Below are 21197 nucleotides of genomic sequence, written 5' to 3'. Positions count from 1 at the left end.
GATGAAGGGAAGTATAGAGTCGACGTATTGCCCCGATAAGAGGGTATAATCAACACAGCCTGTCACGAAAATCGGGATAATCATGCACCGTAGCGGTCTTACTGAACTGGAAGTCCTCCTTGCCGTTGCCCACCGCCAGAGCTTCCGAGCGGCTGCCCGGGAGCTGGGCATGTCGGCCACCGCCATCAGCAACGCCGTCGCCGGACTGGAGGCGCGGCTCAACGTACGTCTGTTTAACCGCACCACCCGCAGCGTCGCGCTGACGGAGGCCGGGCGACGCTACGTCGAGCGCGTGGCGCCTGCGCTGGCAGAAATTCAGCGCGCATCGGAAGAGATTGCCACTCAACCGGAAATGCCGACCGGCACGCTACGCATCAATGCGCCACGCGAGAGCGTTGCCCTGCTGTTCGGACTGTTCGATACCTTCCTCAAGCGCTACCCGGACATGCGTCTCGACATCACCACCGAATCGCGGCCGATCGATATTGTCGCCGAAGGTTACGACGCCGGCATCCGCCTGGCGGAGTCGCTGCCGCAGGATATGATTGCCGTCACGCTGACGCCCGATGTGCGGATGCGTATCGTCGGTGCGCCAGAATATTTTGCCCGCCGCGGCATTCCGCACAGCCCGGAAGATCTGCTGCATCATCAGAGCATCGGGATGCGTATGTCACACGGCGGACTCTATCACTGGGAGCTGGAGCGCCAGCAACACAAGCTGACGGTGAACGTCCCGCCGCGTATTACCCTCAGCGAAATGGGCGCCATCCATTGTGCGGTACTCGCCGGCCTTGGACTGGCCTATATCTCGGACTGGTTTATCAAGGAAGATCTGGCCTGCGGCAAGCTCGTCAGCGTGATGGATGAGTGGTGCCCGTCGTTTGCCGGTCTACGCCTCTATTATCCCGGCCGCCGCCACGTTCCGCCCGGGCTGAAGGCTTTTATCAGCCTGGTGCACGAGTTGCGCGACCATCCCGACCCTGCGGGCAAAATTTAGCCCCCCGCCTCCCGGATGACGGCAGGTCGCCTATACTCGAACACGTGCGACCTACCACGGCGGGAGTCACCATGATCGACCTTTACTACGCACCCACCCCTAACGGCCAGAAAATTATTCTCTTTCTCGAAGAGGCGCAGCTGGCCTACCGCCTGATTCGGGTCGATATCAATAAAGGGGAACAGTTTCGCCCGCAGTTTCTCGCTCTCTCGCCGAATAATAAAATTCCCGCCATCGTCGACCACCTCCCCGTTGACGGTGGCGCGCCGCTCGGCCTGTTTGAGTCCGGGGAGATCCTGCTCTATCTGGCAGAAAAATCAGGAAAACTGCTCAGCGGCGAGCTGCGGGAACGCCATACCACGCTCCAGTGGCTGTTCTGGCAGGTCAGCGGATTAGGCCCTATGCTGGGGCAGAACCACCATTTCAACCACAGCGCGCCGCAGGCGGTGCCCTATGCCATAGAGCGTTATCAGGTCGAGACCCAGCGGTTGTACAACGTACTGAACCGTCGTCTGGAGGTCAGCCCATGGCTCGGCGGCGAACATTACAGTATTGCCGATATTGCCTGCTGGCCGTGGATTCGCGCCCACCCTCGCCAGCGTATTGATCTCGCGCATTTTCCGGCGATTCATAACTGGTTTGAACGCATTCGTCAGCGTCCGGCCACCGGGCAGGCGCTGATAAAAATACAACACCAATAACCCCCCTGCTCGCATGGCTTGCTTTCATGTATGATTGCGGAAATGACAACACGGAGGAAGCCTGCAATGTCTCAGCCAGACGCCATTATTCGTATAAAGAACCTACGCTTACGTACTTTTATTGGAATCAAAGAAGAAGAAATCGCTAACCGCCAGGATGTGGTGATCAATGTGGCGATTCACTACCCGGCGGAGCGGTCCCGCAACAGTGAAGATATCAACGATGCGCTGAATTACCGCACGATTACCAAGCGTATCATCAGCCATATTGAGAATAACCGCTTCTCGCTGCTGGAAAAATTAACTCAGGATGTGCTCGACATCGCATGCGAACATCACTGGGTCACTTATGCTGAAGTTGAGATCGATAAACTTTATGCACTGCGCTACGCCGACTCTGTCTCAATGACCATGAGCTGGCGACGCTAAGCTTCTTAGGGAGGCGCTATGAGGATTCTGCTTACTGGCGGTACCGGCCTGATTGGCCGGCATCTGATCCCCCGGCTGCTGGAGCTTGGGCATCACGTAACGGTATCAACGCGCAGCCCGGAAAAAGCGCAAACCCTGCTGGATGCCCGCGTCACCTTGTGGCGCGGTTTCGAAGACCATCATCACCTCAATGATATTGATGCCGTCATCAATCTGGCGGGCGAACCTATCGCCGACAAACGCTGGACGACAGAGCAAAAGCAGCGCCTGTGTCACAGCCGCTGGGATATCACTCAAAAGCTGGTGAATCTGTTCAACGCCAGCGATACGCCCCCCGCGGTGCTGATCAGCGGTTCTGCCGTAGGCTTTTACGGCGATCTCGGGGAAGTGGTGGTGACCGAAGATGAGCCGCCGCACAATGAGTTCACCCATAAACTCTGCGTCCGCTGGGAGCAGCTGGCCTGCGAGGCGCAAAGCGACCGCACCCGCGTCTGCCTGCTGCGCACCGGCGTGGTGCTGGCGTCTACCGGCGGGATTCTGGCCAAAATGATGCCGCTTTTCAGGCTTGGTCTCGGCGGCCCTATTGGTAACGGCAGGCAGTATCTGGCCTGGATTCATATCGATGATATGGTCAACGGTATTCTGTGGCTGCTGGATAACGATCTCAGCGGGCCTTTCAATATGGTTTCCCCTTATCCGGTCCGCAATGAACAGTTTGCTCATTCTCTCGGGCATGTGCTGAATCGTCCGGCAATTTTCCGCGTACCGGCAACGGCGATTCGCCTGCTGATGGGAGAGTCGTCGGTACTGGTACTCGGCGGGCAGCGGGCGTTGCCCCGGCGCCTGGAGGATGCCGGTTTTGGCTTCCGCTGGTACGATCTGGAAGAAGCGCTAAGAAATATTGTCGGGTAAACGCAGCCCATTTTCCTCCCGGGAGAGTTACCGCTCTGCCGGGAGGGTCCCCGATGGTCCATCGCCAGTGGTACCCGCCTTCATTATCGCGGTGAAGATTATGCCTGCGTCTGCCTGAACCGGCGATTCTATTGGCGATCGATAACCTGAATCTGGCTCTGCAGCTGCGCGCCTCACCGCCTGGCGAAACCGTACCGGGCTAGTTTCACGGGCTCGACGCGCCTTGCCCGACTTCACCTGCTGTCAGGTAATCCACCGCCACGAGCGGTATAAGATCATATTATCCGGTACTTTCTGGTGTTAAGGTGAGCTAACGATCCACCGAACAACCTGCAAATGATGACCTTAACAACCCCCCGACTGCTGCTTTCTCCGTTTACGGAAGCCGACTGGCCGTTTTTCCTCCGCCTGCGTCGCGATCGCGAAGTGATGCGCTTTATGGGCGAAATGCTCGATGAACCCGCGCTGCGCCCCCTGTTTGCTGCGCGCTGCACGGATCCCGGCGTGTTTGTGCTACGCGATAGAAAGGGTGAGGCCATCGGTGATATTGGCCTGCGCATCAGCAGTAAAAACCCGCATGAAGCCGATGTCGGATATGCCCTCATCCCGGAGGCACAGGGTCAGGGATATGCCAGTGAAGCGCTGCGGGCGATATGCGATTACGGCTTTAGCCAACTCGGCGTCAATGCCATTAACGCCTGGGTACTGGGTGACAATATCGGGTCGGCGCGTCTGCTGGAAAAACACGGTTTTGTGCGGATTCAGGTGCTGGAAAAAGCCTACCACCTGAACGGCGTCGATTACGATGACTGGGTATATCGGCTGGAGCGGTAATCTGCTCCCGGCGAACTGTTTCGCCGGGAGAGACCGCAGGCTTACTTCAAGGAGCCTTTCAGGAACTGCTGCAGGCGGGGGCTTTTCGGATTGCCGAACAGCTCATCCGGATGGCCTTCTTCTTCAATCTTGCCCTGGTGCAGGAAAATGACGTGCGACGAGACATGGCGCGCAAAGCCCATTTCATGGGTCACTACCACCATGGTTTTCCCCTCCTCCGCCAGCTTCTGCATGATACGCAGCACTTCCCCTACCAGTTCAGGGTCAAGCGCGGAAGTCGGTTCGTCAAACAGCAGCACATCGGGCTCCATCGCCAGCGCACGCGCAATGGAGACACGCTGCTGCTGACCGCCGGAGAGATGCACCGGGTATTTGATCTGCTGGCGCTCATCAATGCCCACTTTCGCCAGATATTTCACCGCCCGCTCGCGCGCTTGCTGCTTACTCAGCCCGAGAACCTGAATCGGCGCTTCCATGACGTTTTCCAGCACCGTCATATGGCTCCACAGGTTGAAATGCTGGAACACCATCGTCAGGCGCGTACGCAGCAGACGCAGCTGGTTTTTATCTGCGACCTTCAGCTGACCGTCTTTGTCGCGGACCAGACCGATATTCTGCCCGTTAACCACTATCGTGCCTTCGCTGGGCTTTTCCAGGAAGTTAATGCAGCGCAAAAAGGTACTTTTACCGGAACCCGATGAACCGATAATGCTGATAACGTCCCCGGCTTGCGCCCGTAACGAGACGCCTTTCAGCACCTCATGCTCGCCGTAACGTTTATGGAGATCGATAACATTTAATTTATTGTCGGACATGGCGGTCTCAATGCGTCGAAGAAGGTTTTATATGCTGCAACCAACGCTTTTCCGCCTTGCGGAACAGGCTAATCAGCACATACGAAATAATTAAATAGAGCACCGCGGCAATCCCGAAGGCGGTAAACGGCTGATAGGTCGCCGAGTTAATATCCCTGGCGATTTTCAGCAGATCCGGCACGGTGGCAGTAAAAGCCAGCGCGGTGGAGTGCAGCATCAGAATCACTTCGTTGCTGTACGCTGGCAGCGCGATACGCAGCGCAGACGGCAAAATAATGCAGCGATACATTTTGACCGATGAGAAACCATAGGCCCGCGCCGCTTCAATTTCCCCGGGAGGAACGGAACGGATCGCCCCGGCAAAAATCTCCGTGGTATAGGCGCAGGTATTGAGCGTTAAGGCCAGCACCGTACAGTTGAGGCCGCTGCGGAAAAAGGCGTTCAGCAGCTCGGTGCCTTTGACGATTTCCAGCGTATACATCCCGGAGTAAAACACCAGCAGCTGCACATACAGCGGCGTACCGCGGAACACATAGGTAAACAGCCAGATCGGAAACTGAATGTATTTGTTGCTTGAGACGCGCCCGATAGCAAGAAACACCGCCAGAATGCCGCCCATCACCACCGAGGAAATTAACAGCCACAGCGTGATGGCCACCCCGGTAAAACGGTAGCCGTCGGTCCACAGCAGCGATTTCCAGTACTCCTGAATAATCTCAATCACAGGTCAGCCCTCTTCACGCCCACGGAGTAACGGCGTTCAAGCAGCAGCAGTACACCATTGGAAACGGTTGTAAACACGAGATAAACCAGGCCGCAGACAATCGCAAAGTAGAACGGCTGCCAGGTGCTTTTCCCTGCCAGCTGGGTGGCTTTGACCACATCCTCCAGCCCCAGCAGAGAGACCAGCGCCGTTGCCTTGAGGATAACCTGCCAGTTGTTGCCAATTCCCGGTAATGCATAGCGCATCATTGCCGGAAAGAGGATCCGCCGGAAGGTCTGGCCGTTGCTGAAGCCAAAGGCCGTCGCCGCTTCGATGTGACCTTTCGGAACCGCCATAAAAGCGCCGCGGAAGGTTTCAGTAAAATAGGCGCCGTAGATAAAGCCCAGCGTAATAATCCCCGCGATCATCGGGTCAATATCAAACTGCGATAGTCCCAGTGCGTCGGTGAGCGTATTCAGCGCAATCTGCAGACCGTAGAAAATCAGTAGCATCAGCACCAGATCGGGCACGCCGCGAATTAACGTGGTGTAGCCTTCAAATACCAGCGCCAGCGGTCGATTGCTCGATAGCTTAGCTCCGGCACCCGCCAGACCAATGAGGACCGCCAGCACAACCGAACTAAGAGCCAGCTCCAGCGTGACCAGAGCGCCCTGTAAAATAACCTGTGAAAACCCGTACAGCATGCTGTCTGCCCTGTCTGTCATCGACCATCGCGCGCCAACATGCGCGCGATGGGGTACGTATGATGCTTAGTCACCGTACACGTTAAAATCGAAATATTTTTTTGCCAGCTTGTCGTAGGTGCCATCTTTGCGCATATCCGCGAAGGCTTTATTTAACGCCTCACGCAGCTCGTTGTCCTCTTTACGCAGACCCATGCCGGTACCGACGCCAAACAGTTTTTCATCCTTAATCGACGGACCGCCAAACTGGTAATCTTTGCCAACAGGCTGTTTGAGGAAGCCTTCGCTCGCGGCGACTTCATCCTGGAACGCCGCGTCGATGCGCCCGGCGGTCAGGTCGGAATAGATATTGTCCTGGCCCTGGTAGGAGACAATTTCAATGCCTTTCGGTGCCCAGTGCTCATTACCGTAGGTCTCCTGGGTGGTCCCCTGAAGCACACCGATCCGCTTGCCTTTCAGTCTGGCGAGATCCGGCGTGATATCACTGCCTTTTTTCACGACAAGACGGGAATCCGCAGCGTAAAGTTTGTCGGTGAAAGCAATTTCCTGCTGACGTTTTTCGGTAATGGACAACGAAGACATAATCGCATCGATTTTCTTCGCTTTTAAAGAAGGGATCAGCGCATCCAGCGGGTTTTCAACGAAGGTACATTGCGTATTGATACGCTTACACAGCTCTTTTGCCAAATCGATGTCAAAACCAATCAACTGACCCTGCGCATTTTTCGATTCGAACGGGGCATAAGTTGGATCGGTACCGATACGTAGTTTTTGCGGAATGGCTGCGAATACCGTGCTAACGCTGGAAAGGGCCAGCGCTAAAGAAAGAGACAACGCCAGTTTTTTCATAACTATCCTCAACAGACTGTCATTCTAACGAGTTTATTAGAAGTACTTACGCCAGTTATCGTGCCATTATTCGCCCCGGTAAGGCAAAGCATTCTGCGCCCGGAAGCCAATTATTTCGCACCATAAACGCTTAACTATGCACTAAGCGCCCGACAAAACCGCCTTTTATGCACCAAATCGGAACACCGCAGGTAAATTTGCACCAATTTAGTGCAATCGTGGACATGCGAAATCCCTCAGGCCCGGTTTCCCGGGCCCGCGGCGTGTTTAGTCACCGTAGACGTTGAAGTTGAAGTATTTCTTCGCCATTTTGTCGTAGGTCCCGTCTTTACGCATTTCAGCCAACGCACTGTCGAAAGCGGCTTTCAGCTCGCCATCGGTTTTACGCAGGCCAATGCCGGTACCATCACCGAAGAATTTTTTATCTTTGACAGAGGGGCCGGCAAAGGCGAAATCTTTACCGGCAGGTTGTTTGAGGAAGCCTTCGCTGGCGGCGACTTCATCCTGCAGCGCAGCGTCAAGTCGGCCGGCAGCAAGGTCGGAATAGATCAGATCCTGGTTCTGGTAGGCAACGACATCCACGCCCTGGCTACGCCAGCGCTCATTGCCGTACGCTTCCTGAGTGGAACCCTGTAGTACCCCGACGTGTTTGCCCTTCAGGGATTCCAGCGTCGGCTGGATTGATGAGCCTTTTGGCGCAATCAGACGGGAGTCAGCGGCATACAGTTTGTCAGAGAAGGCAATCTCCTGCTGCCGTTTTTCAGTAATCGATAAGGAAGAGATAATGGCGTCAATTTTCTTCGCCTTCAGCGAGGGAATCAATGAATCAAAGTCGCTCCCCACCCAGGTACATTTTACTTTGATACGCGAACACAGCTCATTGCCCAAATCGATATCAAAACCCACGAAATCCCCTTTCGCATCTTTCGAGGAGAAAGGCGCGTAGGTGGCATCGGTACCGATACGAATGCTTTGCGGAAGCGCGGCAAAAACGCTGGAAGCGCTGCTGATTCCCATGATTAAAGAGAGGGCCAGGATCGTCTTCTTCATACAATACCCTTAAGTGTCGTGATGTTGTTATATGGTGCGTTGTTTCGTTATGTGTAGCCGACTCATCCTGCAGGTTTTATGCCATCTTCTCAGTGCGTGCTGGAAACAGCGTTAAATTTGTTAATATAAAGTTGCAGGATTGTCTTAAGAGGGAAGATAACAGCATTGACGGACAAACCGCAGTGGCCGAACGCAAAAAAACAAATTAAATGTTGAGGATTTGATCGAGGCGACAAAATTGCACTGCGGAGGCGCAAAAGTTCACGGCACGCACTACTTTAGTGCGTCCGAAGGTCCCTGCCAACGGGTAAACAGATCCTGCGGGAGGGTAATATCGAACTGATCGATAACCCGGTTGACGGTCTGATTAATCACATCATCGAGGGTTTGCGGGCGATGGTAGAAGGCCGGAACCGGCGGCATAATCACCGCTCCCATCTCTGCCGCCTGCACCATCAGGCGCAGATGCCCGAGATGGAACGGCGTTTCCCGCACGCACAGTACCAGCGGACGACGCTCTTTGAGGACCACGTCCGCCGCGCGGGTCAGCAGACCATCGGTATAGCTGTGAACAATGCCAGAAAGCGTTTTCACCGAGCAAGGCAGAATCACCATTCCGGCCGTCTTGAACGACCCCGACGAGATACTGGCGGCGATATCGCGCGCATCATGGACCACATCCGCCAGCGCCTGCACTTCCCGCAGAGAGTACTCGGTCTCCAGCGCCAGCGTCTGCCGCGCTGCCTGGCTCATGATCAGATGCGTTTCGACATCAGGCACATCGCGTAAAATCTGAAGCAGTCGCACACCGTAAATGGCGCCGCTGGCGCCAGAGATACCAATAATAAGTCGTTTCACGATGATGCCCTCTTCCACATAATGGGGCAGACTTTGCCGGATTATAGCAGCGGACGCAAGCCTTGCGGCCACGCGTTAAGAACACAAAAGCCCGCGGTCATATGACGGCGGGCTTTTCACAACGCCAGGGTCAATTAGCCTTCGTTATGCATCTCTAAATTTTCCACTTCGTTCAGACGCTGCACCGCTTTCGCATCGTCATTACGTAAGGAATCGAGATAATCGAGGTACTGCTGGTCCACATCCTTAGTGACGTATACGCCGTTAAATACCGAACATTCAAACTGTTGAATATCCGGATTTTCCACACGTACGGCATCAATCAGATCGTTCAGATCCTGGAAGATAAGACCATCAGCGCCAATGATCTGGCGGATTTCGTCCACTTCGCGACCGTGGGCGATAAGCTCGGTAGCCGTCGGCATATCAATGCCGTAAACGTTCGGGAAACGAATCTCTGGCGCCGCGGAAGCCAGATAGACTTTTTTCGCGCCGGCTTCGCGCGCCATCTCGATAATCTGCTCCGAGGTGGTGCCACGCACGATGGAGTCATCAACCAGCAGGACGTTTTTATCCCGGAATTCTGCGCGGTTAGCATTGAGCTTACGGCGTACGGATTTCCGGCGCAGCTGCTGACCTGGCATGATAAAGGTGCGGCCAACGTAGCGGTTTTTCACGAAGCCCTGGCGATAGGGTTTATCGAGGATTCGGGCGATTTCCAGCGCAATATCGCAGGAGGTTTCCGGAATCGGAATGACCACGTCGATGTCCAGATCTTCCCACTCGCGAGCGATCTTCTCACCCAGTTTGGTGCCCATATTGACGCGCGCGCTGTAGACGGAAATTTTGTCGATAAACGAGTCCGGGCGAGCAAAATAGACGTACTCAAAGAGGCACGGGTTGCTGACCGGATTCTCGGCGCACTGACGGGTAAACAGCTGGCCCTTCTCGGTAATATAGACCGCTTCACCCGGCGCCACATCGCGCAGGAATTCGAAGCCCAGGGTATCCAGCGCCACGCTTTCGGAGGCCACCATATACTCGGTACGACCATCGCCAACATCACGTTTCCCCAACACCAGAGGGCGGATGCCGTTCGGATCGCGGAACGCGACCATACCGTGACCGATAATCATCGCCACGCAGGCATAGGCGCCGCGGATCTGACGGTTGGTGGCGGCAATCGCGGCAAAAATGTTATCCGCTTCCAGTGGGTAATGACGGAAGTTATCCAGCTCGCTGGCGAAGATGTTGAGCAGGATTTCAGAATCGGAGGTGGTGTTGATATGGCGGCGTTTTTCTTCAAACAGCTTCTTGCGCAGCTCGTGCGCGTTGGTCAGATTGCCGTTATGCGCCAACGTAATACCATACGGTGAGTTGACATAGAAAGGCTGCGCTTCGGAGGCACTTGAGCTGCCCGCCGTAGGATAGCGAACATGGCCAATCCCCATATTGCCCTGCATACGCTGCATGTGGCGAGCTTCAAAAACGTCGCTCACCAGTCCGTTCGCCTTACGCAAACGGAAACAGTTATTTGCATCAATAGTGATGATGCCTGCGGCATCCTGGCCACGATGCTGAAGCACCGTTAACGCGTCATAAATCGACTGGTTTACCGGCATAACACCGGCGATACCGACAATACCGCACATACGTCTTTTCCTCGTTCAGCCACATCCCAACGCTTATGCTTTGGGCAAGAAACTTGACGAGCTTTGCAGATAGTCAAAAAACCATCTGATAACGAAACTGAACTGCGGGATAAGCTCTGACTTTTGCCAGTCTTCGCTTTTCGCCATACCGGTAAAGCTATCGAGAAAGAACAGAATCGCAGAGACAATCAGCACGCCACGCAGGGCGCCAAAACAGATCCCTAACACCCTGTCGGTACCCGACAGGCCCGTTTTCTCAACCAGTGCGCCAATCACATAGTTAACGATGGCGCCAACGATAAGCGTTGCGATAAACAGTATCGCGATAGCAATCCCATTGCGGACCATTTCGTCTTCAAAGCCCGTGAACCAGACAGCCAGGTAAGTGTAGTAATGACTGGCGACAAAGAAAGCACATCCCCAGGTTACCAGCGATAACGCTTCACGAACAAAGCCGCGGATCAGGCTTACCAGACAGGAAAAACCAATCACCGCTATAATGACGTAATCAATCCAGACCATAAACATCCCACGATTTACGCCCTGTCGTCCGGTTCGGGGCGCATTCTAACAGAAAAAGAAAACGTTTGCGTAGGGATTTCCGTGCCCTACAGAAATAAAAATGGCGCTGAAAAAACATTCAACGCCATGCTGCCTTGCGCCTCCTGAAAGCGCGTCAGACAGGAGCTTCGCCCCTCATCAGCGCGGCAAGGGGCAAGATTAGTTGGGGCTATATCCCATGACCACACCGCTCAGGCCGGAGATCTGTTTCAGGTCGCCAAGCTGCCCTTTCAGTTTATCTTTTGAGGTATCGGGACCGACCAGAATACGGGTAATTTTACCCTGAACCGGCGTCGAAGGCGACGTGTAGACCTTAAACCCGGAGGAACGCAGCTTACCGACGATTTCGTTGACCTTATCCGCATTCTTCAACGCACCGAGCTGTACCACATAGGCTTTGCCGGTCGGAGCAGGTATCTCTGCCGGTTTCGCCGGCGGCGTCTGGGCAACGGTTTGTTGCTGCGGCTGCGGCTTCTCAACCGGCTTCGGCGGCTGAGGCTGCGGTTTAGGCTGAGGCTGCGGTTTGGGCTGCGGCTTCGGCGCGACCACCGGCTCCTGCACATCATCGAAACTGTTGCTGTTAACCGGAATACGCGACGGATCCAATGACGGCGCAGCGGCGTCTCCCGCTCTGACCTCTTCCGCCGCCCCTTCCGGCGGTTGGGCCGGAAGGGCCTGAGTCGCCGCCGGAAGCATATCCGGCTCATCGCGATCGCCCGGTTTTGGCACCAGTGGAATGGCCGCGAACTCGTCCTGATAATGCTTTTTCTGACCGTCAAGCAGTCCCGGGAGGATAATCACCCCCAGCGCTACCAGTACAATCGTCCCGACTAAACGGTTCTGAAACTTACTCGCCACCGATTCTCCCCGCCTCTATTTCTTCCATTACATGCGCCACCGTATGGAATGAACCACACACCAGCACCGTATCTTCCGGTCTGGCATCGGCCATCGCCGCATGCCAGGCCTGAGCCACGTTGGCATAAGCTTTTCCTGCGTGCAAATGCTCCTGCAGCTGTTGCGCCGTTGCACCGCGCGGCCCCTCCAGAGGCGCACAGTACCAGCTATCCACTTCCGCCGTCAGGTTTGCCAGCGTGCCGGCAATATCCTTATCATGCAGCATACCAACAACCGCCAGCACGCGCCCCGTTTTCGACAGGCTTTTGAGACGTCCGGCGAGCCAGGCTGCCGCATGGGGGTTATGCGCCACATCGAGAATAACGCGCGGCGTTTCGCTGATTATCTGAAAGCGCCCCGGCAGCATAGCCTGTTTAATACCGTCGCGAATCGCCCGATCGCTCACCTGAAGTCGGCTGGCTCGCAGCGCCGCCAGCGCCGTTGCGGCATTTGGCAGCGGAATCTGAGGCAACGGTAAATCTGCCAGTGTCCCCTCCCCGTCACTGAATGACCACGTCTGCGCACCGGCGGCATAGCGCCAGTCGACGTCGCGACGCAGAAGCGTTGCGCCTTTCCCGGCGGCTACCTCTGCGATGGTATGGGGCATCTCCGGTTCGCCAACGACGGCCGGTTTACCGGCACGGAAAATACCGGCCTTCTCGCGGCCAATGCTTTCCCGATCCGGCCCCAGCCAGTCAGTATGATCCAGGGCGATGCTGGTTACCACCGCCACATCCGCATCAACGATATTGGTGGCATCAAGACGCCCGCCGAGACCAACCTCAAGGATCACCACGTCGAGCTGCGCCTGCTTAAACAACCACAGTGCAGAGAGCGTACCAAACTCGAAATAGCTCAGGGAAATCTCACCGCGCGCGGCTTCAATTTCAGCAAAAGAGGCGGTATGCGCCGCTTCCGGCAGCTCCGCGCCCTGTACTCGCACGCGCTCGGTATAGCGCACCAGATGCGGTGAACTGTAAACCCCCACCTTGTAGCCCGCCGCCATCAGCACAGACTCCAGCGTGCGGCAGGTGGTTCCTTTACCGTTGGTTCCCGCCACCGTAAAGACGAACGGCGCCGGCTTTAACACCGCCATTCGTTCGGCGACTTCGCTCACGCGGGTCAGCCCCAGATCGATGGTTTTACTGTGCAGATGCTCCAGATAGGAAAGCCACGTAGCCAGGGGCGACGTGGCCTGAGGAATAGGTTCTTTTTCCATGATGTCCGCGAGTGTTAACGGTAAATACGCTTCATCCTTCAAACTGCCTCTTGCCGGCAGCGCTCGTCACCCACGCTGTCCACTGGACCGGGCCCTGACGGGGCTTTAGCCTTTCCGCCGCGCCGCAGTTTGAATGATGGCGCATAGAATTAAAAAAGGGCAGCGCCGTCAGGCCTGCCCTCCGAATTATCAGGCCTCTGGTTCCTGATCCGGTGCCGGTGGCACCACCTCACCTTCGTGAGAGACGTCCTGGCTGGGCGCCGGAAGATTCATCAGCTTCGCCAGAATGCTGGCCAGCTTCAGACGCATTTCCGGGCGACGAACGATCATATCGATCGCCCCTTTTTCAATCAGGAACTCACTGCGCTGGAAGCCCGGCGGCAGTTTCTCACGTACGGTCTGCTCGATAACGCGAGGACCCGCGAAGCCGATCAGCGCTTTCGGTTCCGCAATGTTAAGATCGCCCAGCATGGCGAAGCTCGCCGATACGCCGCCCATGGTCGGGTCGGTCAGTACGGAGATATACGGTAAACCACGCTCCTGCATTTTCGCCAGCGCGGCTGACGTTTTCGCCATCTGCATCAGCGACATCAGCGCTTCCTGCATACGCGCGCCGCCGGAAGCGGAGAAGCAAATCAGCGGGCAATTATCTTCCAGCGCCTGTTCTACCGCGCGCACGAAGCGAGCGCCAACAACCGAGCCCATCGAGCCGCCCATAAAGGAGAATTCGAATGCTGCTGCGACAACCGGCATCTCGTGCAGAGTGCCCTTCATGACCACCAGCGCATCTTTTTCACCGGTCTCTTTTTGCGCGGACGCCAGACGGTCTTTGTATTTTTTCGAATCGCGGAACTTCAGCACATCTTTCGGCTCGAGCTCGCTTCCCAGCTCCACCAGGGAACCTTCGTCCAACAGGCTATGCAGGCGATTACGCGCCGACATACGCATGTGGTGATCGCACTTAGGGCAAACCTCCAGGTTGCGCTCCAGCTCCGCGCGGTACAGAACCTGCCCGCAGCTGTCACACTTGGTCCATACACCCTCAGGAATGCTTGCCTTGCGGGTGGGAGTGATATTGCTTTTAATTCGTTCAATCCAGCTCATTGATAACCTTTCTGCCTGAACCTGGTCGATGCCAGTTTTGTCGTAAGGGGCGCATAATGCCATTTTTGACCCTTACAGACCATGAATGTTGCACATTAAATCATAACATCCCGTAACATGGGATAAAAAAGTGGTCGTACCGCTCACACTTCCCTCTTCGGGCAGCACGCTGCTGCCCGAAGCAGATAAAAGCAGGAGGGTTATTTGGTCTGCTTCGCCGCCGCGCGCTTGTGGCGAATAATTTCAATGACCCCAGGCAGCACCGACAGCACAATAATGGCGACAATCAGCAGCTTCAGGTTTTCCTGAACGATCGGCAAATCGCCAAACAGGTAGCCTGCGTAGGTAAACAGCAGAACCCACAGCAGCGCACCAACCACGTTATACGCTGCAAAATGACGATAGGACATATGGCCCATTCCCGCCACAAACGGCGCGAAGGTTCTGACGATCGGCACAAAACGCGCAAGAATAATCGTTTTACCGCCGTGACGCTCATAGAACGAATGGGTTTTATCCAGGTAGCTACGACGGAAAATCTTCGAATCAGGGTTACTGAAGAGCTTTTCGCCAAACAGCCGTCCGATAGTGTAGTTCAGCGCATCGCCGACAATGGCCGCAATGACCATCAATGCCACCATCAGATGCACGTTCAGATCGTTCGTCGGCAGCGCCGACAGCGCGCCGGCCACGAACAGCAGCGAATCGCCGGGCAGGAATGGCGTCACCACCAGACCGGTTTCGCAGAACAGAATCAAAAACAGAATGGCGTATACCCAGACGCCATAGTTGGCCACCAGCTCAGCCAGATGAACATCAATATGCAGGATGAAATCAATTAAAAAGCGAATCAGGTCCATATTGTATGAGTCCTTAATGACACGACACAAAATCGGCCAGGATACCGTGCGACAACAAACCGGTCGTTTCCGGTCGCAGAAAGAATTCCCCGACCGGAACGCTCAGATGCAGCCAGCAAGCAGGCAGCCTGAAGGATAAAGCGTTAATGTTAGTCCGCCAGAAACAGCGGGCCCATCGGCATCACCGGCAGATCGTAGCGGGCCGGATAATCCACCGACACCAGATACAACCCTTCTGCTTTTGCCGTCGCGGCGGCCAGCTTCCTGTCTTTCGCCGCCAGAAGTTCTGCTATCCAGCTCTCTGGCTGGTTCCCGGCCCCCACTTCCATCAGGCTGCCGACAATGTTCCTTACCATATGATGTACAAAGGCATTCGCTTTGATATCTACCACCACATACGCGCCATACCGCGTGACGCTAATATGGTTAATATTCCGCCACGGCGTGCGCGACTGGCACTGCACCGCGCGAAATGAGGTGAAATCATTTTCACCCAGCAAACACTGGGCGGCGCGCTGCATCCGCTCCGCATCCAGAGGCTGATGATAATGGGTGACGCCCTGGCTTAACACCGCCGGACGCAGGCGGTGATTATAGATGACGTAACGGTAGCGACGCGCGGTAGCGCTGAAGCGAGCGTGGAAATCATCCGGTACATGCTTCACCCAACGGACGGCGATGTCTCCAGGCAAATTCGCATTAACCCCCAGCGTCCAGGCCGCGTCTTTGCGCAGCGCATGGGTCTCAAAATGCACAACCTGGCCGGTGCCATGAACACCGGCGTCGGTGCGACCAGCGCAGAACACGGTAATCGGTTCATTCGCCACCTGCGAGAGCGCCTTTTCCAGCTTCTCCTGCACGCTGCGAACTTCGTTTTGCCGCTGCCAGCCGTAATATTTGCTGCCGTCGTACTCGATGCCCAGCGCGATTTTATAGACCGGCTGCTGCTCCATCTCAGACATCAGTACAGATACTCCTGCACCAGTTTCTCGGCGATTTTCACCGCCATCAGCGCGCCGCCGAAGCGCACGTTATCGGCAACGGACCAGAACTGAATCTGTTCCGGCATCCCGTAATCATTGCGTACGCAGCCGACGGAGAGTTGCGCGGTACCTGAAGCATCGCCGACCTGAGTCGGAAATTCGCGCTCGGCGGAGAGCTCAATATCTTCGCCGCGAGCGAAGGCATCACGCGCCTCTTCTGCCGCCAGCGGGCGCATTGCTTCGAAGTTCACCATCTGCGCATGACCGTAGAACACCGGCGACTGCACGACGCTGGCGGAAACCATCAATCCTTCATCCTGGAGGATCTTGCGAACTTCATCGACAATACGGCGCTCTTCGCGCACGCTGCCCTCACGATCCGGCAGCAGCGGCAGCATGTTAAACGCCAGCTGACGGCCAAAGAAATCTTCATCATCGATGGGCATACCGTTGAGCAGCTTCGCGCTCTGACCTGCCAGCGCATCAACGGCTTTTTTACCGTATGCGGAAGCGGAGATCAGGCTGGTCACGCTGATACGCGACAGGCCGCCTTCATCGATCAGCGGTTTCAGCGCCGTCAGCAGCTGGCTGGTCAGGCTGTTGGCGACGGCGATGACGTTGCGATTACGGTAATCGGCCAGTACAAACGGGTTCACTTCCGGCACAACCAGCGGTACGTCCGGCTCCAGCGCAAACAGACCGCTGAGATCGATAACCAGACAACCGGCATTGGTCGCCTCATCAACATAGGCCGCACTCGCTTCAACGCCGGCGGCAAAAAAGGCCAGCTGTACCTGGGTCCAGTCAAATACGGCAGCATCCTGCACGATCACCGACTTACCGCTAAAACGCAGATGCTCTCCCGCGCTCTCATTGCGCGCCAGCGCATAGATATCACCCACCGGGAACTGACGTTCAGCAAGGGTGTCGAGCAGGGCTTCGCCGACGGCGCCCGTTGCGCCCAGTACGGCAATATTCCAGCCTTCAGACATGGTGGTTTACTCCAGAGAAAAGCGACCCTGCCGGAGTATCCAACAGGGTCATTAAGAAGACATTAACGAATGGGGTGATGTACGGCATTAAAACCGAGCTGACGCAGCAGCGTCGCCGCCTGCACATCGCTGCACTGCACGTACAGTGATGACCATTCACGGCGTTCCTGATAATTCTTGCGCAGCTTATCAAATTCACCCGGCACGCCGGCCACTTTTCGCAGCGGCGCATCATCGCGGCGCACATCATACACCAAATGCACCAATCGTTTCAGCGTTGGCTGATCGAGCGCGCCGTGCAGGGTAATGCGACCAAACTCCGGGGCTGGCAGCAACGTGTCCAGCGCTACCTGTTGCGGATGGCCGATAAAGGCGCTGTAGGCTTCAAAAACCTGCGTCGTCCCGCGCGCTTTCCCTTCGAGGGTGTAGCCTGCAATGTGCGCAGTGCCAATATCGACGCGATCCAGCAGCGCAAGATTCAAATCCGGCTCAGGTTCCCAGACATCAAGCACGACGCTCAACGCCTGCCCGCTTTGCAGGCAGGCCAGCAGCGCAGCGTTATCCACCACCGGTCCGCGGCAGGCATTGATCAGCACGCTTCCCGGTTTCAGACGGCGAATCAGCGCCTCATCGGCCAGATGCAGGGTTGTGTAACGACCTTCTTTATATAAAGGGGTGTGGAACGTCAGAACGTCCGCTTCCTCTACCAGCTCATCCAGGGTGCGGAAGTCGCCTTCATCTCCCCGATCGGCACGCGGCGGATCGCACAACAGCGTTTTGATCCCCAGCGCTTCCAGACGCTTTTGCAGGCGCCCACCGACGTTGCCGACGCCGACGATCCCGACGGTACGATCGGTCAGCGCGAAACCGTCGCGCTCAGCCAGCATCAGCAGCGCCGAGAAAACATATTCTACGACCGCGATCGCGTTGCAACCCGGCGCGGCAGAAAAGCCAATTCCGGCCTGCTGCAGCCACGTCCGATCGACATGATCGGTACCGGCTGTCGCGGTGCCCACGAATTTAATTGCTTTGCCGGCGAGCAGCGCTTCATTGACTTTGGTGACCGAGCGAACCATCAACGCATCGGCGCCGGTCAACGCATCGACGGGGACCGGACGGCCGGGGACCGCCTCGACTTCGCCCAGGCGACTAAAAAGCTCGCGGGCATAGGGCATATTTTCATCAACGAGGATTTTCACGGTTCAGTACCTGTCTGAGAACGAGAGTAAACCGGGGAAGTGTGCCATAATCTCGCCGCCAGGAACATCATCACCGGGCCTCTGTACAGCAATACGGAAAGGATTAATATGACACAACCCGTTTCAGGTATGTCCGATCGTCCCCCGGGGACCGGCGCTTCCGTCGCCGGAGAGCCCGCGCTAACCATGCAACAACGTACCGTTCTCGAGCGACTGATTACGCGCCTGATGGCGTTAACCTCGCAGCAGAACGCGGAAGTGTGGGCGGGAATCAAGCACGATCTGGGGCTCAAAGGCGATGCGCCGCTGCTGGCTTGCCACTTTAGCGCTGCCGAAAACAACCTGAATCAACGCTTAACCGTGGCGCAGCAAAACCACCATCAGCGCCAGATTCTGGCGCAGTTGAGCGAGTTGCTGAGTCAAGGGAACAACCGTCAGGCAGTGAGCGACTATATCCGCCAGCATTATGGGCAAACGACGCTGCACGCACTGACGCAGGAGCAGCTGCAAAATGTGCTGCAGCTCCTGCAAAACGGCCAGCTGTCGATCCCTCAGCCGCAGCAGCGCCAGCCGACTCTGCGTCCGCTATTGCCCGCGGAGCACAATACGCTGAATCAGCAGGTGAGCAGGCTTGCCGCGGCGACCGGCGAACCCGGCAAACTTATCTGGCAGTCAATGCTGGAGCTGTGCGGTGTGAAAACCGGTGAACTGATTCCGGCCACCCATTTCACCCCCCTCTCCTACTGGCTGCATGCGCGGCAGACGCTGAGCGCGCAGGCCGCTCCGACGCTCACCTCGCTACAGGCGGCACTGAAGCAGCCGCTGGAAGCTCAGGAGTGGCAAAAGATCGTCGATTTTGCCCAGCACAGCTGGCACGTCACGCCGCAAACGGCGTTGAGCGCAACGCAGATTCTGACGCTACTGAATAAGGTCTTTGTGCTTCGTGTCGCCCGGGCGCAAGAAACGCTGGCTATTCCCGCGCTGCCACCGGAACCCGCTTCGCTCGCCGGGAGGCTCAAAAAGCCGGGAGTGATTGTTGTGGTGTTGATACTGCTTATCGCTCTGCTCTGGCTGGTGATGTAATTCCGCGTAGCTCGCGGTCAGACAGGGTATCGTTGGCGATTATCTTTTTACTCAAACGCCCGCATGATGCGGGCGTTGATGTCTTGATGAGGCAATTACCACCACACCTCGGCCTGCACGCCCAGCATCAATTCATCCTTACTGTCGTCGTTGAACCGATACTGTGACAGGTCGTTATCCAGAATATTGATATAGGTTCCGTAGAAACGAATTTCCGGTCGCGAACCTAACAGACTCGGCCCGACTTTCAGCGCATGATAGAGCGTCGTTTTATATGCCGATTCTTTCAAATCTCTGCCTTGCTCCGTTTTGTTTTTCTGCGCAAACCAGCCTAACTCCACCCCGGTCTGATTCCAGGTATCCCAAATCCATGCCGGACGAATCACCGCGCGGAAGCTGTCAAAATCACTATGCGCGCCGCTTTCGTAACTGTAGATATCGTTCCCGTGCGACCAGACCAGCGCATTAGCCATAATCACGCGATCGGCCAGGTACATTTCGCCCTGTGAAATCAAACGTAAAGCGACACCGTTAGTATGATCGCCATAGTAGTAGCGCCCGTGGGCCATGGAGTTACTGGCACCGGAGAAGTTCGAGAAGCTGCTGGCATAAGAGTTATTCGCCACCTGGAGCGTAAATTCATTAAAGCCCTTACGCTCCAGCTCCTGACGGATGATCCCGGTGGCCATCCAGCTATCCTTGAGCCTAAAGTAGCTATTGTTATCCTCGTTTTTCTCCTGTTCATCATTCTTGTTTGCAAAAGCATATTTGCCCATCAACGACAGCGAGCCGTTGTTCCACAGCGGAATATTGCGGTAGCGCAGATCCAGCGAATTGGTGTTCATTTGTGTGGTCTGCGTGAAATCACGCGAATAAACATCCACATCATTGCGACTGAGAGAAGCGTCAAGCTGCCCGACGCCCAGCGCCCAGTTCTGGATCCCGACACCGGCTGCAACATCGGTGGTCAACGATTTCCAGTCAAGCATCTGGATCTCATATTCCGGAAGTTTGTGTTTACCTACCCAGAAATCAGCCTCCGGCGCAAACGGCAGGAATCCTTTGGTGGTGAGATAGATATCGCTGAACTGAAGAATATTTTCGTTATTGGTGTCGCCAAACCAGGCATCGTTATACTGCTCACCGACATTACCATCGTAGGTCACGACGGCATTGGCGGTTTTCCCATCCTGGTTATAAACCCGCTGATTTAAGGTCAGATCAAACCAGCCGCTCATTTCATTACCAAAGCGGCCCAGCGAACCCGCCGCATAGGTCTGCGACGACCCGTGATTTGAGGTGCCCCAGCCGGAACGTAGATATCCCTGATAGCTGAAACCAATATCCTCTTTGACGAATTTGCTGAGATCTTTCATGGTCACGCTCTCAACTTTCGCCTTCTTACCGTCGGTATTAATGACCGCCACCTGCTGTGTCGCTTTGACTTCTGCCGGCGCCGCCCGTTGGCTGATTTCATTATTTTCATTGGCGATATTTTCTGCCGCCGGAGAGGTCGCCGTCGGGTAACCCGCGGTGACATTTCTTTTCTCATTTTCTTTTATACTTTTTTGTAACACGGCCACTTTATCTTTATACGTCGATAATTGTGATTGCGTTTTTTGCAATTCTTTTTTATTGGCTGATAATTCTGATTCCAGCAATTCAAGACGTTGTTCAATAGTTAATTTCGCCGCTAAAACAGAGGGTGACGAAATAGCCAGAAGTACCGATAAAGACAATAAGCTAACCTTCAATTGACTTGAATACATAGAGTACCTTTCATATTTTTATAATA

The 21197-nt window shown here is 55.6% G+C and carries 22 protein-coding genes; 6 read left to right on the top strand and 16 right to left on the bottom strand.

What is annotated here, in order from left to right:
* Positions 1 to 82 precede the first annotated feature (82 nt).
* The 5 genes from AC007G_RS08910 to AC007G_RS08890 all read left to right on the top strand — a co-directional run bounded on the left by AC007G_RS08910 (position 83) and on the right by AC007G_RS08890 (position 3873).
* Positions 83 to 997, top strand: a complete 915-nt coding sequence (locus AC007G_RS08910) for a LysR family transcriptional regulator (protein ID WP_046852010.1) — start codon at positions 83 to 85, stop codon at positions 995 to 997.
* Positions 998 to 1068: 71 nt separating this feature from the next.
* Complete coding sequence (gene yfcG / locus AC007G_RS08905) at positions 1069 to 1698, top strand: GSH-dependent disulfide bond oxidoreductase (protein ID WP_015583782.1); 630 nt, start codon at positions 1069 to 1071, stop codon at positions 1696 to 1698.
* 66 nt (positions 1699 to 1764) lie between these two features.
* Positions 1765 to 2127 (top strand): dihydroneopterin triphosphate 2'-epimerase, encoded by a 363-nt coding sequence (gene folX, locus AC007G_RS08900; RefSeq protein WP_004865171.1) that lies wholly within the window; start codon positions 1765 to 1767, stop codon positions 2125 to 2127.
* An 18-nt stretch (positions 2128 to 2145) separates the two neighbouring features.
* Positions 2146 to 3039, top strand: coding sequence for a TIGR01777 family oxidoreductase (locus AC007G_RS08895; protein ID WP_479466584.1), 894 nt, complete (start codon positions 2146 to 2148; stop codon positions 3037 to 3039).
* Between the two features lie 336 nt (positions 3040 to 3375).
* Complete coding sequence (locus AC007G_RS08890) at positions 3376 to 3873, top strand: GNAT family N-acetyltransferase (protein ID WP_004865177.1); 498 nt, start codon at positions 3376 to 3378, stop codon at positions 3871 to 3873.
* 41 nt (positions 3874 to 3914) lie between these two features.
* Here the strand turns inward: AC007G_RS08890 and hisP are convergent, their stop codons facing one another.
* From hisP to pdxB, 15 genes are all read right to left on the bottom strand, one after another.
* Complete coding sequence (hisP, locus tag AC007G_RS08885; RefSeq protein WP_004865181.1) at positions 3915 to 4688, bottom strand: histidine ABC transporter ATP-binding protein HisP; 774 nt, start codon at positions 4686 to 4688, stop codon at positions 3915 to 3917.
* A 7-nt stretch (positions 4689 to 4695) separates the two neighbouring features.
* On the bottom strand, positions 4696 to 5412 hold the full coding sequence (gene hisM / locus AC007G_RS08880; RefSeq protein ID WP_004865184.1) for a histidine ABC transporter permease HisM: 717 nt from the start codon (positions 5410 to 5412) through the stop codon (positions 4696 to 4698).
* Positions 5409 to 6095 carry a histidine ABC transporter permease HisQ gene (locus tag AC007G_RS08875; protein WP_004865186.1) on the bottom strand — a complete coding sequence of 229 codons (687 nt, stop codon included), beginning with the start codon at positions 6093 to 6095 and terminating at the stop codon, positions 5409 to 5411. Before AC007G_RS08875 ends, hisM begins: the two co-directional genes overlap by 4 nt.
* 66 nt (positions 6096 to 6161) lie before the next feature.
* Positions 6162 to 6944 (bottom strand): histidine ABC transporter substrate-binding protein HisJ, encoded by a 783-nt coding sequence (gene hisJ, locus AC007G_RS08870; RefSeq protein ID WP_004865189.1) that lies wholly within the window; start codon positions 6942 to 6944, stop codon positions 6162 to 6164.
* A 267-nt stretch (positions 6945 to 7211) separates the two neighbouring features.
* Positions 7212 to 7994: a lysine/arginine/ornithine ABC transporter substrate-binding protein ArgT gene (gene argT, locus AC007G_RS08865; protein WP_004865192.1), complete on the bottom strand. Its 783-nt coding sequence runs from the start codon at positions 7992 to 7994 to the stop codon at positions 7212 to 7214.
* A gap of 273 nt (positions 7995 to 8267) precedes the next feature.
* A complete protein-coding gene (locus AC007G_RS08860; RefSeq protein WP_047665377.1) occupies positions 8268 to 8852 on the bottom strand; it encodes a UbiX family flavin prenyltransferase in 585 nt (194 codons plus the stop codon).
* A 134-nt stretch (positions 8853 to 8986) separates the two neighbouring features.
* The gene (gene purF, locus AC007G_RS08855; RefSeq protein WP_032686639.1) at positions 8987 to 10504 is read right to left on the bottom strand and encodes an amidophosphoribosyltransferase; all 1518 of its coding nucleotides are present in this window, start codon (positions 10502 to 10504) and stop codon (positions 8987 to 8989) included.
* 33 nt (positions 10505 to 10537) lie between these two features.
* Entirely contained in the window at positions 10538 to 11026 is a 489-nt protein-coding gene (gene cvpA, locus AC007G_RS08850) for a colicin V production protein (protein ID WP_004865201.1), read from the bottom strand.
* Positions 11027 to 11224: 198 nt separating this feature from the next.
* Positions 11225 to 11923 (bottom strand): cell division protein DedD, encoded by a 699-nt coding sequence (dedD, locus tag AC007G_RS08845; protein WP_004865204.1) that lies wholly within the window; start codon positions 11921 to 11923, stop codon positions 11225 to 11227.
* Positions 11913 to 13181 (bottom strand): bifunctional tetrahydrofolate synthase/dihydrofolate synthase, encoded by a 1269-nt coding sequence (folC, locus tag AC007G_RS08840; RefSeq protein ID WP_047663342.1) that lies wholly within the window; start codon positions 13179 to 13181, stop codon positions 11913 to 11915. The genes dedD and folC overlap by 11 nt, the downstream gene beginning before the upstream one ends.
* 189 nt (positions 13182 to 13370) lie before the next feature.
* Positions 13371 to 14285 (bottom strand): acetyl-CoA carboxylase, carboxyltransferase subunit beta, encoded by a 915-nt coding sequence (gene accD / locus AC007G_RS08835; protein WP_015583770.1) that lies wholly within the window; start codon positions 14283 to 14285, stop codon positions 13371 to 13373.
* A 200-nt stretch (positions 14286 to 14485) separates the two neighbouring features.
* Entirely contained in the window at positions 14486 to 15145 is a 660-nt protein-coding gene (locus tag AC007G_RS08830) for a DedA family protein (protein WP_004865212.1), read from the bottom strand.
* 149 nt (positions 15146 to 15294) lie between these two features.
* A complete protein-coding gene (truA, locus tag AC007G_RS08825; protein WP_004865214.1) occupies positions 15295 to 16107 on the bottom strand; it encodes a tRNA pseudouridine(38-40) synthase TruA in 813 nt (270 codons plus the stop codon).
* A complete protein-coding gene (locus tag AC007G_RS08820; protein ID WP_004865217.1) occupies positions 16107 to 17120 on the bottom strand; it encodes an aspartate-semialdehyde dehydrogenase in 1014 nt (337 codons plus the stop codon). Before AC007G_RS08820 ends, truA begins: the two co-directional genes overlap by 1 nt.
* Positions 17121 to 17182: 62 nt before the next feature.
* Positions 17183 to 18319, bottom strand: a complete 1137-nt coding sequence (gene pdxB, locus AC007G_RS08815) for a 4-phosphoerythronate dehydrogenase PdxB (protein WP_032695484.1) — start codon at positions 18317 to 18319, stop codon at positions 17183 to 17185.
* 108 nt (positions 18320 to 18427) lie between these two features.
* Between pdxB and flk the strand changes: the two genes are divergently transcribed.
* Positions 18428 to 19402 (top strand): flagella biosynthesis regulator Flk, encoded by a 975-nt coding sequence (gene flk / locus AC007G_RS08810; RefSeq protein WP_032686635.1) that lies wholly within the window; start codon positions 18428 to 18430, stop codon positions 19400 to 19402.
* 95 nt (positions 19403 to 19497) lie between these two features.
* On the opposite strand, the gene AC007G_RS08805 is transcribed toward flk, so the two are convergent.
* Complete coding sequence (locus AC007G_RS08805; protein ID WP_046852006.1) at positions 19498 to 21171, bottom strand: carbohydrate porin; 1674 nt, start codon at positions 21169 to 21171, stop codon at positions 19498 to 19500.
* Positions 21172 to 21197 lie beyond the last annotated feature (26 nt).

This window comes from Klebsiella sp. CSG-1, assembly GCF_056521145.1.
Note: the sequence above shows the minus strand (reverse complement) of the source record. Positions and strands in the feature narration are given on the sequence as shown.

Excerpts from the sequence above, each read along its gene's own strand:
- cvpA (WP_004865201.1), bottom strand. The coding sequence starts at position 11,026 with ATGGTCTGGATTGATTACGTCATTATAGCGGTGATTGGTTTTTCCTGT.
- folX (WP_004865171.1), top strand. The coding sequence starts at position 1,765 with ATGTCTCAGCCAGACGCCATTATTCGTATAAAGAACCTACGCTTACGT.
- AC007G_RS08875 (WP_004865186.1), bottom strand. The coding sequence starts at position 6,095 with ATGCTGTACGGGTTTTCACAGGTTATTTTACAGGGCGCTCTGGTCACG.
- hisP (WP_004865181.1), bottom strand. The coding sequence starts at position 4,688 with ATGTCCGACAATAAATTAAATGTTATCGATCTCCATAAACGTTACGGC.
- truA (WP_004865214.1), bottom strand. The coding sequence starts at position 16,107 with ATGTCTGAGATGGAGCAGCAGCCGGTCTATAAAATCGCGCTGGGCATC.
- accD (WP_015583770.1), bottom strand. The coding sequence starts at position 14,285 with ATGAGCTGGATTGAACGAATTAAAAGCAATATCACTCCCACCCGCAAG.
- AC007G_RS08890 (WP_004865177.1), top strand. The coding sequence starts at position 3,376 with ATGATGACCTTAACAACCCCCCGACTGCTGCTTTCTCCGTTTACGGAA.
- AC007G_RS08895 (WP_479466584.1), top strand. The coding sequence starts at position 2,146 with ATGAGGATTCTGCTTACTGGCGGTACCGGCCTGATTGGCCGGCATCTG.
- AC007G_RS08805 (WP_046852006.1), bottom strand. The coding sequence starts at position 21,171 with ATGTATTCAAGTCAATTGAAGGTTAGCTTATTGTCTTTATCGGTACTT.
- folC (WP_047663342.1), bottom strand. The coding sequence starts at position 13,181 with ATGGAAAAAGAACCTATTCCTCAGGCCACGTCGCCCCTGGCTACGTGG.
- yfcG (WP_015583782.1), top strand. The coding sequence starts at position 1,069 with ATGATCGACCTTTACTACGCACCCACCCCTAACGGCCAGAAAATTATT.
- hisJ (WP_004865189.1), bottom strand. The coding sequence starts at position 6,944 with ATGAAAAAACTGGCGTTGTCTCTTTCTTTAGCGCTGGCCCTTTCCAGC.
- argT (WP_004865192.1), bottom strand. The coding sequence starts at position 7,994 with ATGAAGAAGACGATCCTGGCCCTCTCTTTAATCATGGGAATCAGCAGC.
- AC007G_RS08820 (WP_004865217.1), bottom strand. The coding sequence starts at position 17,120 with ATGTCTGAAGGCTGGAATATTGCCGTACTGGGCGCAACGGGCGCCGTC.
- flk (WP_032686635.1), top strand. The coding sequence starts at position 18,428 with ATGACACAACCCGTTTCAGGTATGTCCGATCGTCCCCCGGGGACCGGC.
- AC007G_RS08910 (WP_046852010.1), top strand. The coding sequence starts at position 83 with ATGCACCGTAGCGGTCTTACTGAACTGGAAGTCCTCCTTGCCGTTGCC.
- AC007G_RS08830 (WP_004865212.1), bottom strand. The coding sequence starts at position 15,145 with ATGGACCTGATTCGCTTTTTAATTGATTTCATCCTGCATATTGATGTT.
- purF (WP_032686639.1), bottom strand. The coding sequence starts at position 10,504 with ATGTGCGGTATTGTCGGTATCGCCGGTGTTATGCCGGTAAACCAGTCG.